The organism is Streptomyces sp. NPDC057900, from assembly GCF_042887885.1.
In the GTDB taxonomy this organism is placed as follows: Bacteria; Actinomycetota; Actinomycetes; order Streptomycetales; family Streptomycetaceae; genus Streptomyces.
In genome coordinates this window covers 983,470-998,681 of record NZ_JBHVOI010000002.1, presented here as the reverse complement: position 1 = coordinate 998,681, position 15,212 = coordinate 983,470, and the positions used below count along the sequence as shown (strand labels likewise).

The window sequence follows — 15,212 nt, the reverse complement described above, 5'->3', positions numbered from 1 at the left end:
CATTGACCCGAGCTCAATGGAGCCAACTATTAAGTACGACTGGGCTGTAAACCACACTTAAAGGGTCTCGGTTTGACAACATCCCCTGGGCGCGCGGATCAAAATACGGACAAAATGACCCCAGACAGACACACCCGAAACGGACTGTTAACACATGTTCCGGAGAGCGACGCCCGATATCCGGACGGATGGTCCACAAAATCGGGTTGACCTCGCGAGCACATCGGCACTGCCCGGCACCCGGCGAATCACGGGGGGCGGCGCGGCCGGCCGGCGGCCTGAAGCGGACTGAGGCCCGCCGGTTACGGATAGTTCCAGGGTAAGCCAATGGGCGGGCGCTCATGGCTTGTTCACGTCCGTCCCGCACCCCGTCACGCGTCTGTCACGCCGCCCGCGCGGCGGGCACGGCAAAGGGGCCCGGCACCGCGTGGTGAGCGGTGCCGGGCCCCTTCTGGCGTGCCGTGCGACGGGGTCAGCGCTTGGCGCGCGACGCGGAGCGGCCGCGCTCCTTCTGGTCCAGGACGACCTTGCGGATACGCACGGTCTCCGGGGTCACCTCGATGCACTCGTCGTCGCGGCAGAACTCCAGGGACTGCTCAAGCGACAGCTTGCGGGCCGGCACCACGTTCTCCGTGGTGTCCGCGGAAGCCGCACGCATGTTGGTGAGCTTCTTCTCCTTGGTGATGTTCACGTCCATGTCGTCGGAGCGCGAGTTCTCACCGATGATCATGCCCTCGTAGACCTCCGTGGTGGCCTCCGTGAAGATGACACCGCGCTCCTGGAGGTTGACCATCGCGAACGGCGTCACGACGCCCGCGCGGTCCGCGACCAGCGAGCCGTTGTGACGGGTACGCAGGTCACCGAACCACGGCTCGTGACCCTCGAAGAGCGAGTGCGCGATGCCGGTGCCGCGGGTCTGGGTCAGGAACTCCGTACGGAAGCCGATGAGGCCGCGGGACGGGACGATCCACTCCATGCGGACCCAGCCCGAACCGTGGTTCGTCATCGTCTCCATGCGGCCCTTGCGGGTCGCCATGAGCTGCGTGATCGCGCCGAGGTGCTCCTCGGGCGAGTCGATGGTCATGCGCTCGATGGGCTCGTACGTCTTGCCCTCGACCTGCTTGGTGACGACCTGCGGCTTGCCGACCGTCAGCTCGAAGCCCTCGCGGCGCATGGTCTCGATGAGGATCGCCAGCGCGAGCTCACCACGGCCCTGGACCTCCCAGGCGTCGGGGCGCTCGGTGTCCAGGACGCGCAGCGAGACGTTACCGACCAGCTCGCGGTCCAGACGGTCCTTGATCTGACGGGCGGTGACCTTGTGGCCCTTGCCGCCCTTGCCGACCAGCGGCGAGGTGTTCGCACCGATGGTCATCGAGATGGCGGGCTCGTCGACCGTGATCAGCGGCAGCGCGATCGGGTTCTCGGGGTCGGCCAGGGTCTCGCCGATCATGATGTCCGGGATACCGGCGATCGCGCAGATGTCGCCGGGGCCGGCCTTCTCCGCGGGCTTGCGGGTGAGCGCCTCGGTCATCAGCAGCTCGGTGATGCGCACGTTGGAGATCGAACCGTCGCGCTTGATCCAGGCGACCGTCTGGCCCTTGCGCAGCTCGCCCTGCTCGACACGGCAGAGCGCGATACGGCCGAGGAAGTTGTCGGCGTCGAGGTTGGTGACGTGGGCCTGGAGGGGGGCCTCGTCGTCGTACTCGGGGGCCGGGACCGCCGAGAGGATCGTGCTGAAGAACGGCTCCAGGCTGTCGCTGTCCGGCGGGACGGAACCGTCCTCCGGCTTGGTCAGCGAGGCGACGCCGTCACGGGCGCAGGCGTAGACGATCGGGAACTCGATCTGGTCCTCGTCGGCGTCCAGGTCCAGGAAGAGGTCGTACGTCTCGTCGATGACCTCGGCGATCCGGGAGTCCGGGCGGTCCGTCTTGTTGATGCAGAGGATGACCGGGAGCTTGGCGGTCAGGGCCTTGCGGAGCACGAAGCGGGTCTGCGGGAGCGGGCCCTCGGACGCGTCGACCAGCAGGACGACCGCGTCCACCATCGACAGGCCGCGCTCGACCTCGCCACCGAAGTCGGCGTGGCCGGGGGTGTCGATGATGTTGATGGTGATGACGTCGCCGCCATCCTTGGGGTGGTACTTGACGGCCGTGTTCTTGGCCAGGATCGTGATGCCCTTCTCACGCTCCAGGTCGTTCGAGTCCATCATGCGTTCGTCGAGGTTCTCGGCGGCGTGCGCGGCGAAGGCGCCGGCCTGCCTGAGCATGGCGTCGACCAGCGTGGTCTTGCCGTGGTCGACGTGGGCGACGATGGCTACGTTACGGATGTCGTGGCGCGTGGGCATGGGTGGCTTGCGCTTCTCTCGGATCGGGGATTCAGGCGTCTTAGTCGGTCTTGAGTCCTCGTACGCCCGCCGGGCGGACGCGCCACGGCTAGTCCCATGGTACGGGCCGGTCGCCCCTGCGGCTTCCCGGGCAAGTCATACCGGCCATGGAGGGGGCCCTGTGCCACGCGGGAGAGCGCGTGTCCACTTCGTGTTCGCGCCCCCGTGATCAGGCGTTCCGGCGGTTTTCACCGGTGGCCGTGCAGGTGGCCGGGTACGTGGCCGGCCGGGCGAACTCGGATGCGAACGGGAGCACGGAGGCGGGTGCGGACGCGGCCCGGCGGCCTCGGAGGTGGGGCTCCGAGGCCGCGGCTCCGAGGGGGAGCTCGGAGCGCTGCCTGTGCGCCGCGGCCGTCGGGGTTGGGGCCCCGAGGCCGGGAGGCGGAGCGGCTACCCGGGTCAGCGGGTGCACACAGCCTTGCCCGCCGGCAGGCCGGCGGGCAAGGGAATTGAGCCAGTTCTGAGCTTTCGGAACCCCGCGCTGACCTGCTATTTCCTGGGAGCGGCGGGGGCGCCGGCCGCCTGCGGCTTCTTGAAGCCGATGTCCTGGTAGTGGGGCACTCCGAAGCCGAAGGCGCCGACGTTGGCCAGCTTCTTGTCGGTCGCGACGAGCTGCGGTCGCTGGTAGAGCGGAATCGATCCCGCCGCGGCCCAGATCCGGGCGTCGGCCTGCTTCATCAGCTTCGTGGCCGCGCTCTCGTCGAGTTCCCCGGCCGCCTGGTCGAAGAGCTGGTCGATGTGGTCGGAGCCGACGCGGGTGTAGTTCTGCTCGACGAGCAGCGAGCCGTCGGTGGCCGGTACCGGCTTGGCGAAGATCGGGCGGTCGTCGGTGGCCGGATAGGCGGTCGCGGGCCAGGAGTAGAGCGCCATGTCGTAGTCACCGGAGGCGACGTGGTCCCGGAAGTAGCTCTCGTCGGAGACCTTGGTGATCTCGGTACGGATCCCGATCGTGTCGAGCATCGCGGCGATCTTCTCCCCGACGCTGCGCAGCGACTCGGAGCCCGGCCCTGAGGGCAGGACGAACCTCAGGGACAGCGGCTTGCCGTTCTTGCCGAGCGGGCCGCGGGCCGCGTCGGGCGCCTGGGCGGGCGCCGCGGTGCCGACCGGTGCGTAGGCTCCGGCGGCGCCACCGGGCTGCCGGTCCTGGGCGGCGATCCTGGCCGGGGCGTCCTCGGAGGTGCCCGTCTCGCCCAGCCGTCCGGCCTGGCGCAGCAGCGCGGCGCTCTGCACGGCGGCGGCGGGGGCCGGGGCGATGACGCGGGTGACGGCGCCCTCGGCCTCACCGGGCTTGCTGTCGTCGCCGACGATGTACAGGCCGTCGTCTTTGGCGGGCTCGCGGCCGGCGGCGTCGTCCTTCTTGCCGTCGTCGGTCTTGCCGTCGTCCTTCTTGCCGTCGTCCTTCTTCTCTTCTTCCTTCTTTTCCCTGGCGGCCTTCTCGTCCGCGGCCTTCTTGTCCTCGGCCGCCTTCTTGTCGGCCTCTGTCTTCTTGTCCGTCTGCTTCTCGCCCTCGCTGCCGGCCTTGGTGCCCTCCGTCTTTCTGAGGGCGCCCTCCCGCGTCCAGCCCGCGTCGGCCAGCAGGGCCTGCGCCTCCTTGGTGTCCTGACCGCCGAGTGCGCCGCTGCTGTCCTTGTAGCCGGGCTGTCCGGCCAGGGCCAGGTGACTGCCGAGCGGGGTCGCGGGCAGGCCGAGGGGCTTGAGTACGGTGTCGACGAGCTGCTGACGGTCCAGAGCGCGGGCCACCGCGCGGCGTACCCGGTCGTCGGCGAGCGGGCCGGTCTCGCCGTTCAGGGCCAGCTGGGTGTAGGCGGGTTCCAGGGACTTGCGGACCACGTAGCCGCGCAGGTCCTTCTGCTCGGTGGCGTACGCCTCTGCCGCCCGCGCCTGCTCGTCCCTGGCCGCCTGTGCCCGCGTGGCCGCTTCCTCGTCGGAGCCGTGCGCCAGTGCCCAGGACCGCAGGGCCGCGGCCGGGGTGGTCCCGGAGCCGGGGCCGTGGGCGGGCGGTCCGCTGTTGCCGGCGTCCCGGGCGGCCTGGGCGATGCGGTGGGCCGCCGCCGGGTCGATGTCCGCGACGTCGATCTTTCCCTCGGTGAGCGCCTCGGTGCGGTCCTGCGGCTTGACCGCCTTGAAGACCAGCGAGTCGAGCTTGGCGGGACTGCCCCACCAGCGCGGGTTGCGGGTCAGCGTGACGGAGCCCGTCTCCTTGTCCACGTCGCGCAGCCGGAAGGGTCCTGCGGTCGCCTTGATCGTGGACCGCGCCCCCTCGTTGAAAGCGTCCGGTGAGCCCGTCACCTGCTTCGGGTACAGCGGCGAGAAGAGGGAACGCCAGTCCGCGTACGGCTTGGCGAAGGTGACCCTGACCTCAAGGTCGTCGGCGCCGCGCTCGATCTTCTCGATGCGCTCGTAGCCGGCGTTGCGGGCCGTCCAGAACGCGGAGTCCTTGCCGCTCAGCGCCCGCCACTGCGCGACGAAGTCCGGTGCCCCGATCTCCCGGCCGTCGCTCCAGACCGCCTGCTGGTTGAGCCGGTAGAGCACCACCTGCCGGGGCTCGTTCTCGACGACCTTCGCGGATTCCAGGTAGTCGGGGTTCAGCTGCGGACGGCCCTTGGCGTCCAGTGGGAAGAGCGTCGGCAGCAGGGCGCCGGTGATCCGGCCGGTGGCGCTGTCGGCGTCCGCCTGGAAGGCGTTGAGGGTGGCGGGCATCGCGTCGATCGCCCAGTTGACCGTGCCGCCGTCCGCGACCTGGGTACGGGCGGCGGGCGCGACGTCCTGCGGGACGGCGGAGGTGGGCGCTTCCTCGGTGCCGGAGCTGCAGCCTGCCAGCACGGGGAGCGTGAGCACTCCCGTGGTCAGGAGCGCGAGCGAGCGGCGCTTTCGGGCTGCCCCGCGCGGGACGCCGACGTGGGACATGGCTGATACCTCCGGAGACGACCCGGACCACCCGTACGCGAATGGACCGGAATATGCGTGTTTGGTGGCATTTGCAGTTGATCACACTGGTTCCGTTCATCCACTGAAGGCGCCCACGCGCGAGGGGTGCCGCAGACACGGCGCAGCCGGGCCGAAGCTCACCCGGGCGGCGGAACCGGACACCGGCCGGAATCCGCCGTTCCAGGTAGCTGCAACTAGCATGCCCATGTCAATCAATGACTGCGGAAGTGCCGCCACGACCCGCCGGGATCCGGCGGCGGGACCCGTCGTCCTGAGGGGTCCCGCCGCGCGGTCGGTCAGCCCAGGAGCTTGATGATGGCGTCGGTGGTGTCGGTCTCACCGAGGCGCGGGAAGATCCGCTGGACGCTGTTGTCGTGGGCCTCGGCGCTCATGTCGGTCACCGCGTCCGTCGCGACGGTGACGTGGTAGCCGTGCTCGTACGCCGAGCGGGCGGTGGACTCGACGCCGATGCTCGTCGCGATCCCGGCCACCACGACCTGGGTCACGCCGCGCCGGCGCAGCTGAAGGTCGAGGTCGGTGCCGTAGAAGGCGCCCCAGGTCAGCTTGGTGACGACGATGTCGCCCTCCTGCGGGCCGAGCTCGGGGACGATGTCGGCCCAGTCGGCGGCGGGCTGACCGGAGCGGGCGGGACCCTCGGTGCGGCCGGGGGCGCCGCCGGTGACGCGGACCAGGACGACCGGGAGGCCCTTGGCCCGGAACGCGTCGGCGAGGGTCGCGGCGTGTGCGACGACATCGGCGCTGGGGTGGGCGGTGGGCAGACCGGTGATGCCCTTCTGGAGGTCGACGACGACCAGCGCGGTCTTCGGGTCGAGAGTGGTGGCGCTCATGGTGGTGCTCCTTGCTGAGTGGTGCGGAACGGTTGTCAGGTACGGCCGCGCAGGGCGCGGTCGGTGACGGTGAGAACGATGAGGAGGACGCCCAGCACGGCGGCGACGCCGGCCATCAGGTGCAGGCCCCGGTCGCCGGTGGACTGTCCGTACGCGAGGGCGATCAGGCTGGACGCGGTGATGGCCCCGATGTACTGGGCGGTGCGCTGGAGGCCCGCGGCGGAACCGATGGACTCGGCCGGGGCGTAGGCCTGCACGGCGGCCTGGTTGCTCGTACCGATCAGCCCCTGCGGGATGCCGAAGCAGGCCCCGGCGAGCAGCAGGACGGCGAGCGGGGTGTCCCCGGAGAGGAACATCAGCAGGCCCGCGCCGGCGGTGAGCAGTACGCAGGCCAGGGTGAGCGGGCCACGGATGCCCTTCGTGCGGGCGCCGAGCAGTGAGCAGACGAGCGCGGCGACGGACATCGGCAGCATCAGCAGGCCGGTGTGCCCGGACGAATAGCCACGGGCTTCCTCCAGCCACTGGGTGTATCCGTACATCACGCAGTAGATCAGCAGATAGCTGACTCCGTGCCGCAGGTACGTCCGCGACAGGGCGGCGTTTCCCGCCAGCATCCGCAGGTCGATGAAGGGGTTCGGGCGTCGCAGCTGCCACCGCACCAGCGCGGCGCCGAGCACCGCGAAGGGCGCGAGGAGCCACCACATCGGGTGGGCGAGGTCGAGCAGGAAGAAGACGAGCACGGTCAGGGCGGTGGTGAAGAGCCCGATGCCGAGCGGGTCGAGGTCGAGCCGTGGCCTGCTGCCGTCGGCGGCCCGTCGGCGCGGCGGGTCGGCCGGGATCCAGAGCAGGGCGGCACCGAAGGCGATGAGCGCGACGGGCACGTTGACGGCGAAGATGCCGCGCCAGCCGACGACCATGACGAGCAGCCCGCCGAGCGTGGGACCGACGGCCGCGCTGCCGAGCGCCGCGAAGGAGAGCCGGGCCAGGACAGAACGCGGGGTGGCCCGGCCGATCCGGGCGGACTCGTCGCGCAGCACCGCCATCGCGGCCGGATAGGCGGCCGACGTACCGATGCCGAGCAGCAGCCGGGACACGATCAGCCAGCCGAAGCCCGGCGCCACCGTCCCGACCAGTCCGGACGCGATGACGACGAGCAGCCCGGCGAGGAAGACGCGGCGGGGGCCGAGCACGTCGGCGAGTCTGCCCAGTACGGGCTGGGCCACGGCGCTCGCGAGATACAGGACGGAGATCAGCCACGCGGTGTCGGCCGCTCCGATGTCGAAGTGGTGCCCGATCGCCACCAGGGCCGTGGAGATCATGGTGGTGTTGAGCGGGTTGAGCAGCGAGCCGATCAGCAGCGGGGCGGTGAGCCGGCCACTGAACCCTGGCACGACGCCCCGGTCCGGTGCCGGTGCGGGTGTCCGTGGCGCCTGGGATACCGCCGGCGCCTGGGGTATCGCGGGGACGGGGCCGCTGCCGGTCATGAACCGACCAGGCGGTCGAGGAGGACCGTCGCCTCGGCCACGGTGCGGCGCTCGGCCCCGTCGAGTTCGGCGGCGATGGCCTCGGCGAGCCAGTTGCGCTTCGCGGCCCGGACCTGGGCGAGCGTCGCACGTCCGTCGACGGTGATCGACATGACCGACTTGCGCCCGTCGTCCGGATCGGGCGCCCGTTCGACGAGCCCCTGCTCCTCCAGCGCGCCCAGGGTGAGCCGCATGGACTGCGGACGTACGAACTCCGCGCGGGCCAGTGCGGCCGTGGTGGCCGGGCCCCCGTCCTCCAGCCGGGCCAGCACCGATCGCTGGGTCGGCGTGAGCAGACTCTCCGAGGACGACGAACGCAGCCGCCGCAGCAGCCTGCCGACAACACCCGCGAGATCGTTCGCGACCTGCTCGGCCGTGGGGTCGACGGGGGTGGCAGCGGGCGGTCGTGTCATGCGACCACCGTAAAGATGTACAGGCCATCTTGCAAGGTTGCCTGTCGATTCCGGGATGGCCTTGCTCCCGTCCGGCCCCGCGATCTAGGGTGAATGCGCTTTCAAAAGGCGTATGCCGATATGTGTCGGCACGGAAGAAGAAGCGGACGGACGGTCGAGTGAGCGCCCCAACGGTGTACGACGTCGCCGAGCGGTCGGGCGTCTCCATTGCCACGGTTTCACGGGTCTACCGCACCCCCGATTCGGTGCGCGCCCAGACCCGTGAGCGGGTCCTGGAGGCGGCGCGCGAGCTCGGCTACGTACCGAGCGGGAACGCCCGGGGCCTGGCCAGCCGTACCACCGGTGTGCTCGGGCTCTGTTTCCCCGACTACGCCGACCCGGACGCCGAGGCCGACGCGGAGGCGGACAGCGACGCCGACGACGCGGTGATGCTCTACTCCGACCAGATCATCCGCGGCATGGAGCGGGCCGCGCGGCGGCACGGGTACGCCCTGCTGATCGCGGCGTCGTTGGAGGGCGGACCGGAGAGCCTGGTCGCGAAGGTCGCGGGACGGGTCGACGGCTTCGCCGTCCTCGCGCAGACCGTGCCGACCGAGGACCTTGAGGTGATATCGCGCCGGCTGCCGGTCGTGATGCTCGCCGGCCCCCGCGAGATCGACCACCTCGACCACATCGTCGTCGCCAACGCCGACGGCGAACGCGAACTGACGCGCCACCTGATCGAGGATCACGGGCTGCGCCGACTCGCCTTCATCGCCGGCGACACCGACTCCCCGGACGCCGAGGCACGCTTCCGCGGCTTCCGGGAGGCGTGCCGGGACGCCGGGATCCCGGTGCCGGACGCGCCGAGCGTGCGGACGACGATGATGACGCAGGCCGAGGGCGCGGGGGCCGCGGAACAGCTGCTGGACGCGGGCGGGGAGCGGCCGGAGGCGATGCTCTTCGCCAACGACCAGATGGCGGTGGGCGCCCTGCGCGCACTGGCCAGACGCGGCGTGCGGGTGCCCGAGGACATGGCGGTGACCGGCTTCGACGGCATCCCGCTCAGCCGGATCGTCCAGCCGCCGCTGACGACGGTGCGCCAGCCGATCCGGCAACTCGGCGAGCAGGCGGTCGAACTGCTGGTGCAGCGGCTGAACAACGCGGGCCGCGAACCGGTCTCGCTCACCCTCCCGGTCGCCCCGATCCGCCGCAGGAGCTGCGGCTGCGGCTGACCGGCCCGGGGCGCGTGACACCGGCCGGGCAGCGCGCGGCCCCCGTGCCCTGCGCGCACGCCCCCGTCCCACGTCACCCGTCACCCCTGGCTCAGAGGTCTCCTCCCTCTCACGCGCACGCCCGTCACCGCCCCAGCCGCTCCCCGAAGAACCGCGTACGGCCGGCACTGAGCGCGGCCGCCTCTTCGGCCAGCCCGGGATGCTCGAAGTGCCCCGCGCTCAGCACCAGCAACTCACGCTCCCCCGCCAGCGCGTTGTACACCGCGAACTGCCCCGGCGGCGGCACGGACGGGTCGAACAGAGCCGCGGCCACCAGTGTCGGCTGCTCCAGGAACCCGGCGGCCGTCGCGGCGTCGAAGTAGCTCAGCACCTCGGTGACCTCGGGATGCTCCCGGTGATACCCCCGGACCGACTCCCCGCTCCCCGCGCACGGCAGCGTGAGCCGCAGCGGGTGGTTCCCGAACGTGGGGACCGTCAGCTGCGCGGCACCGAAGCGGTCGTCCCACGGCAGGGCCAGCGCGCCGAGGCCCCCGCCGAAGCTCTCCCCGAGGTAGCCGAGCGGACCCGCCCCCGCGAGCTCGGGGACCAGCTCCCGCAGCGCGGAGGCCGCGCACCACAGGTCCGCCACGCAGTCACCGATCACATACGTCTCGCGTGACTCGATGCCGTGCAGCACATGCGCTCCGGAGACGTCCGGGACGCCCGGCACGAGACCGCGCGCCCCCATGCCCCGCACACAGGGCAGGATCGCGGCGGAGCCGGGCAGGGGCAGCGGCACATCGGGCCCCGGCTCCTGCCGGCCGCCGTATCCGTGACCGATGACGAACCCGTGGCGCGCCGGCCCGTCCGCGGGCAGCGCCAGCCAGCCCCCCAGACGCACCCCGCCGACCGAGGTGAACGTCACTCCGTGGATCCGGACACCGTCGCGTTCGCTCTCCAGCGGCCCGATCTCCGGTGCCGTGGCGACCTCGCGGGCCGCCGCGTGCCGGGATCGCCAGAAATCCGCGAAGTCGTCCGGTGCGGAGGGCGCCGGGATGGCCAGCAGTTCGTCGAGCGTGCGCCCGTAAGACGGGTCAAAAGGGAATTCATGGACGAATGAAGACATGGTCACGACAATATCGCCTCTCGCTCGGCGCGCTCCGGGCCGCAGGCGACCATGTTTCCTAAGCGTGCGAAATCGGTCACATCGCTCTCTTTTTCGCAAACAGCACACTTACCGTTCCAAGTTGAACATTCAGATATCCAATACGTTGCACGAGTGTGACCTAGCACCCTCTTGCGGATTCCCGAATCTCTGCCGCAGAGTGATGTATGCGCTTACAGGCAGCGCATACATCCGGATTGCTCAAGGAGGAGCCCTCCATGCCCCGCATCGCCAGAACCGCCTCCACCGGTATCGGTATCGCCGTCGTGCTCGCTCTCGGTCTGACCGCGTGCGGCAGCTCCGGTGGCGACGATGTCGCCGCGGACAAGAAGCAGACGCTCACTGTCTGGGCCATGGGGGCCGAGGGCGAGAAGCTCGCGGATGTGGCCAAGGTCTACGAGAAGGCCAACCCGAACGTCACCGTGAAGGTGACCCCGGTCGGCTGGGACGTCGCCCACCAGAAGCTGGTCTCCGCGGCCGCCGCCGGCAGCATGCCGGACGTGGCGCAGATGGGCGGCAGCTACATGGGCGAGTTCTCCGAGCTCGGGGTCCTGGAGCCGGTCGACACCAAGACCTTCCAGGAGAAGGACTTCTTCCCGGCCGGCTGGAAGCAGGGCGAGGTGGACGGCCAGGCGTACGGCGTGCCGTGGTACGTCGACACCCGCGTCCTCTACTACCGCACCGACCTGGCCGAGAAGGCCGGCATCACCAAGGCTCCGACCAACTGGAAGGAGATGCAGGACCTCGCCACCGCCTACCAGAAGAAGGCGGGCACCAAGTGGGGCCTGTCCATCCAGCCCAGCGGACTGGACACGGTGCAGAACTTCTACTCCTTCCTGTACTCGGCCGGCGGCGAGATAGTCAACGACAAGGGCGATGTCGTCATCGACAGCACCGCGGCCGTCAAGGCGCTCAAGGAGTACGGCTCGTACTTCTCCAAGGGCCTCTCCAACAAGTCCGTACAGCCCGGCTACGACGTGGTGAAGGACTTCGGCAACGGCCGTGTCCCGATGTTCTTCGGCGGCCCCTGGCACGTCACCCTGCTGAACGAGGGCCAGCCGCAGCTGAAGGGCAAGTGGGCGGTGGCCAACGTCCCCACCGACAAGTCCTCCGTCTCCATGGCCGGTGGCTCCTCCCTGGTGATCTCCAAGGACAGCGAGCACAAGGCCGCCGCCACCCAGTTCATCAAGTACCTGACGGACACCAAGGGCCAGGCCGACTGGTACAAGCGCACCAAGGACCTCCCGGCCAACACCGCCGCCTGGACCTCCGGTGCCCTCGCCAACGACGCTGATCTGCAGATCTTCAAGAAGCAGATGGACACCGCCAAGTCCTCCCCGTCGCTGTCCAACTGGACCGAGGTCACCGACAAGGTCGACCAGGCCATCGCGAAGGTGACCCAGGGCAAGGCGTCCGCCGAGGACGCGCTGAAGACGGCGCAGTCCCAGATCGAAGGCCTCGTGAAGTAGGAGCCATGAGCACCACGACCGGAAAGGCCGAAGAGTCGGCCAAGGTGCAGGCCGGACCGGGGACCGCGAAGTCCCCGGCCGCCGGGCCCAAGGGTTCGCGAAGCCGCAGGAAGCCCTCGCTGGGTATGCAGAACATGGCCGGCTGGCTGTTCTCCACTCCCTTCCTCGTTCTCTTCCTCGTCTTCATGGCCGTCCCGATCATCGCCACCCTGGTGATGAGTTTCACGGACTTCGGGCTGCGCAATGTGACGCACCCGCTGGACGCGAACTTCATCGGATTCGAGAACTACACCAAGCTGTTCAGCGACGAGAAGTTCCTCAAGTCGCTGTTCAACACGGCGTACTTCGTGGTCATCGGCGTCCCGCTGACGATCTTCCTCGGACTGATCGTCGCCGTGCTGCTGAACAACGGCATCGACCGGGCCCGGACCTTCTTCCGCGTCGGCTTCTACGCCCCGGTCGTCACCACCATCGTCGCCGTCGCCGTCGTCTGGCGCTTCGTGCTCGATCCGAGCGACGGTCTCGTCGCGGGCCTCTTCTCCGAAGTGGGGCTCACCGCTCCGGACTTCCTGGGCTCCGAGAAGCTCGCCATGCCGTCGATGATCGCGATGGCGGTCTGGCGCAACGTCGGCACGGTCATGGTGCTCTTCATCGCGGGTCTGCAGGCCATTCCCACCGAGGTACGGGAAGCCGCGCGACTGGACGGTGCCGGCATCTGGCAGGAGTTCAGGGGCATCACCATTCCGCTCCTGCGGCCCACGATGCTCTACGCCACCGTGATCACCACGATCGGCTACCTCAATGTCTTCGAGGAACCCTTCGTGATGACGCAGGGCGGGCCCTCGGACTCGACGCTCACCGTCTCGCTGAACATGTACCGCGAGGGCTTCAACTTCTTCCACATGGGCTATGCGAGCGCCATGGCGTATGTCCTCTTCGTAGTGATCATGGGCATCACGGTGCTGCAGCTCCGACTGCTGAAGGACAACACGAAATGAGCGCCACCAATGCACCGGGCGCCGTCTCGACGGCGCCGTCGAAGGAGCCCGGGAAGTCGGCGCGGAAGGCCGGCGGCCGGGAGCCCAGGTCCCTGAAGCGGATCTTCGTCTACGTCCTGCTGTCGATCGGTCTGCTGATCATGTCGGCGCCGTTCCTGTGGATGGCTCTGTCCTCGTTCAAGACGACCAGCGAGCTGACCGCGAGCCCGCCCGTCTGGATCCCGACCGAATGGACCCTGGACAACTTCCGGGACCTGCTCGACAAGCTCGATCTGCCGCTGTACTTCATGAACTCGGTGATCGTGGCGGTGCTGGTCACCGTCTCGAACCTGGTCTTCTGCTCGATGCTCGGCTACGCCCTGGCCAAGCTGAAGTTCGCCGGCCGCAACAAGATCTTCGGTCTGGTTCTCGGCGCCCTCATGGTGCCCGGCAACCTGATGCTGCTGCCGCTCTTCGTCCTGATGAGCAAGCTGCAACTGATCGACTCCTACGCCGGGCTGGTCCTGCCGTTCGCAGCCGGGGCCTTCGGCGTCTTCCTGATGCGGCAGTTCATGCAGTCGATCCCGGACGAACTGCTGGAAGCGGCCCGGATGGACGGCGCCGGTGAGTGGTACATCTTCTGGCGCATCGTGATGCCGCTGGTGAAGCCCGCCCTGGCGACGCTGTCGATCTTCACGTTCCTCGGTTCCTGGAACAACTTCGTCTGGCCGCTCATCGCGACGAACGACCCCGACAAATACACCCTTCCGGTCGCCCTGGCCACCTTCGCCACCGACCCGAACAAGGCGGGTGGCTCCAACGGCATGCTGATGGCCGGCTCCTTCCTGATCGTGCTGCCGGTCCTGGTCGTGTTCATCGCGCTCCAGCGGCACTTCACGCAGGGCATCGCCACCGCGGGCATGAAGTAGTCCGCTACCGGGGGCGGCCCTGACCCGCCCCCGGCCGCCCCTCCCATACGCAAGTGGCCCGCACCCGCACACCCGCCGGCCGCTCCCCTCACTGCACCAGAAAGACAGTTTGCGATGACTCACACCCAGGTCCCGTTCCCCGAAGGCTTCCTGTGGGGCGCCTCCACGGCCGCCCACCAGATCGAGGGCAACAACACCAACAGCGACTGGTGGGTCAAGGAGCACACCGCGGGCACCCACATCCAGGAGCCCAGCCTGGACGCCTGCGACAGCTACCACCGCTGGCACGAGGACATGGACGTCCTGGCCGGACTGGGCTTCACCGACTACCGGTTCTCCATCGAGTGGGCCCGTATCGAGCCCGCCGAGGGGCAGTTCTCCCGGGCCGAGATCGCCCACTACCGCCGTATGGTCGAGGGCGCCATCGAGCGCGGACTGCGCCCCATGATCACCCTGCACCACTTCACCGTGCCGCAGTGGTTCGAGGCCCGCGGCGGCTTCACCGCGGAGGGCGCGACGGAGCTGTTCGCCCGCTACGTCGCCGCCTGCGCACCCGTGATCAGCGAGGGCGTCAGCCACGTCTGCACCATCAACGAGCCGAACATGATCGCCGTAATGGCGGGCCAGGCCAAGCGCGGCGACATCGGCTTCCCGCCCGCCGGTCTGCCGACCCCCGACGACGAGACCACTCAGGCCGTCATCGCCGCCCACCACGCGGCCGTCAAGGAGGTCAAGGCGATCAACGCCGACATCCAGGTCGGCTGGACCATCGCCAACCAGGTCTACCAGGCCCTGCCCGGCGCCGAGGAGATCACCGCCGCCTACCGCCACCCGCGCGAGGACATCTTCATCGAGGCCGCCCGGGGCGACGACTGGATCGGGGTGCAGTCCTACACCCGGACCAGGATCGGCACGGACGGACCGATCCCCACCGCCGACGACGTGGAGCGCACCCTCACGCAGTGGGAGTACTACCCCTCCGCCGTGGGACACGCGCTGCGCCACACCGCCGAGGTCGTCGGCCACGACATGCCTCTGATCGTCACCGAGAACGGCATCGCGACCGACAAGGACAGCCGCCGGATCGACTACTACACCGGTGCCCTGAACGAGGTCGCGTCCGCCATCCAGGACGGACTGCGCGTCGAGGGCTACCTCGCGTGGAGCGCCCTGGACAACTACGAGTGGGGCTCCTACGCGCCGACCTTCGGCCTCATCGGGTGGAACCCGGAGACCTTCGAGCGGCTGCCGAAGCCGTCCGCCGCCTGGCTGGGCGAGATGGGCCGCACCCGCACGCTGCCGCGTATCGCCGACTGACGTCGGTCCTCCGACCGGGAGCCCCCTGACGGCTCCCCACCGTGCGGGGTCCGGCGTCACCTGACAG

General features: G+C 69.5%; 11 protein-coding genes. 5 read left to right on the top strand and 6 right to left on the bottom strand.

The genetic code is table 11. The features are described from left to right. Positions 1-472 precede the first annotated feature (472 nt). The 5 genes from typA to ACFVQ0_RS11830 all read right to left on the bottom strand — a co-directional run bounded on the left by typA (position 473) and on the right by ACFVQ0_RS11830 (position 8,095). Positions 473-2,344: a translational GTPase TypA gene (typA, locus tag ACFVQ0_RS11850; RefSeq protein WP_390086938.1), complete on the bottom strand. Its 1,872-nt coding sequence runs from the start codon at positions 2,342-2,344 to the stop codon at positions 473-475. Between the two features lie 528 nt (positions 2,345-2,872). Beyond that, on the bottom strand, positions 2,873-5,290 hold the full coding sequence (locus tag ACFVQ0_RS11845) for an ABC transporter family substrate-binding protein (protein WP_390086936.1): 2,418 nt from the start codon (positions 5,288-5,290) through the stop codon (positions 2,873-2,875). A gap of 317 nt (positions 5,291-5,607) precedes the next feature. Continuing rightward, positions 5,608-6,159 carry an isochorismatase family protein gene (locus ACFVQ0_RS11840; protein WP_390086934.1) on the bottom strand — a complete coding sequence of 184 codons (552 nt, stop codon included), beginning with the start codon at positions 6,157-6,159 and terminating at the stop codon, positions 5,608-5,610. A 35-nt stretch (positions 6,160-6,194) separates the two neighbouring features. Continuing rightward, positions 6,195-7,643 carry an MFS transporter gene (locus tag ACFVQ0_RS11835; RefSeq protein ID WP_390086932.1) on the bottom strand — a complete coding sequence of 483 codons (1,449 nt, stop codon included), beginning with the start codon at positions 7,641-7,643 and terminating at the stop codon, positions 6,195-6,197. After that, positions 7,640-8,095 (bottom strand): MarR family winged helix-turn-helix transcriptional regulator, encoded by a 456-nt coding sequence (locus tag ACFVQ0_RS11830; RefSeq protein ID WP_390086930.1) that lies wholly within the window; start codon positions 8,093-8,095, stop codon positions 7,640-7,642. Before ACFVQ0_RS11830 ends, ACFVQ0_RS11835 begins: the two co-directional genes overlap by 4 nt. A gap of 158 nt (positions 8,096-8,253) precedes the next feature. On the opposite strand from ACFVQ0_RS11830, the gene ACFVQ0_RS11825 reads away from it, so the two are divergent. Next, positions 8,254-9,309 (top strand): LacI family DNA-binding transcriptional regulator, encoded by a 1,056-nt coding sequence (locus ACFVQ0_RS11825; protein WP_390086928.1) that lies wholly within the window; start codon positions 8,254-8,256, stop codon positions 9,307-9,309. Positions 9,310-9,433: 124 nt separating this feature from the next. Here ACFVQ0_RS11825 and ACFVQ0_RS11820 read toward each other — a convergent pair whose 3' ends face one another. Beyond that, positions 9,434-10,414 (bottom strand): acetylxylan esterase, encoded by a 981-nt coding sequence (locus tag ACFVQ0_RS11820; RefSeq protein ID WP_390086926.1) that lies wholly within the window; start codon positions 10,412-10,414, stop codon positions 9,434-9,436. Positions 10,415-10,671: 257 nt separating this feature from the next. Here ACFVQ0_RS11820 and ACFVQ0_RS11815 point away from each other — a divergent pair, with 257 nt between their 5' ends. The 4 genes from ACFVQ0_RS11815 to ACFVQ0_RS11800 all read left to right on the top strand — a co-directional run bounded on the left by ACFVQ0_RS11815 (position 10,672) and on the right by ACFVQ0_RS11800 (position 15,145). Continuing rightward, positions 10,672-11,922, top strand: a complete 1,251-nt coding sequence (locus tag ACFVQ0_RS11815; protein ID WP_390086924.1) for a sugar ABC transporter substrate-binding protein — start codon at positions 10,672-10,674, stop codon at positions 11,920-11,922. Positions 11,923-11,927: 5 nt separating this feature from the next. Next, positions 11,928-12,920, top strand: coding sequence for a carbohydrate ABC transporter permease (locus ACFVQ0_RS11810; RefSeq protein ID WP_390086922.1), 993 nt, complete (start codon positions 11,928-11,930; stop codon positions 12,918-12,920). Next, complete coding sequence (locus tag ACFVQ0_RS11805; protein ID WP_390086920.1) at positions 12,917-13,828, top strand: carbohydrate ABC transporter permease; 912 nt, start codon at positions 12,917-12,919, stop codon at positions 13,826-13,828. The genes ACFVQ0_RS11810 and ACFVQ0_RS11805 overlap by 4 nt, the downstream gene beginning before the upstream one ends. 114 nt (positions 13,829-13,942) lie before the next feature. Continuing rightward, on the top strand, positions 13,943-15,145 hold the full coding sequence (locus ACFVQ0_RS11800) for a glycoside hydrolase family 1 protein (protein WP_390086918.1): 1,203 nt from the start codon (positions 13,943-13,945) through the stop codon (positions 15,143-15,145). Positions 15,146-15,212 lie beyond the last annotated feature (67 nt).

What these genes read in the sequence shown, in the direction of transcription:
- typA (WP_390086938.1), bottom strand. Translation starts at nt 2,344, where the DNA reads ATGCCCACGCGCCACGACATCCGTAACGTAGCCATCGTCGCCCACGTC.
- ACFVQ0_RS11845 (WP_390086936.1), bottom strand. Translation starts at nt 5,290, where the DNA reads ATGTCCCACGTCGGCGTCCCGCGCGGGGCAGCCCGAAAGCGCCGCTCG.
- ACFVQ0_RS11840 (WP_390086934.1), bottom strand. Translation starts at nt 6,159, where the DNA reads ATGAGCGCCACCACTCTCGACCCGAAGACCGCGCTGGTCGTCGTCGAC.
- ACFVQ0_RS11835 (WP_390086932.1), bottom strand. Translation starts at nt 7,643, where the DNA reads ATGACCGGCAGCGGCCCCGTCCCCGCGATACCCCAGGCGCCGGCGGTA.
- ACFVQ0_RS11830 (WP_390086930.1), bottom strand. Translation starts at nt 8,095, where the DNA reads ATGACACGACCGCCCGCTGCCACCCCCGTCGACCCCACGGCCGAGCAG.
- ACFVQ0_RS11820 (WP_390086926.1), bottom strand. Translation starts at nt 10,414, where the DNA reads ATGTCTTCATTCGTCCATGAATTCCCTTTTGACCCGTCTTACGGGCGC.
- ACFVQ0_RS11815 (WP_390086924.1), top strand. Translation starts at nt 10,672, where the DNA reads ATGCCCCGCATCGCCAGAACCGCCTCCACCGGTATCGGTATCGCCGTC.
- ACFVQ0_RS11810 (WP_390086922.1), top strand. Translation starts at nt 11,928, where the DNA reads ATGAGCACCACGACCGGAAAGGCCGAAGAGTCGGCCAAGGTGCAGGCC.
- ACFVQ0_RS11805 (WP_390086920.1), top strand. Translation starts at nt 12,917, where the DNA reads ATGAGCGCCACCAATGCACCGGGCGCCGTCTCGACGGCGCCGTCGAAG.
- ACFVQ0_RS11800 (WP_390086918.1), top strand. Translation starts at nt 13,943, where the DNA reads ATGACTCACACCCAGGTCCCGTTCCCCGAAGGCTTCCTGTGGGGCGCC.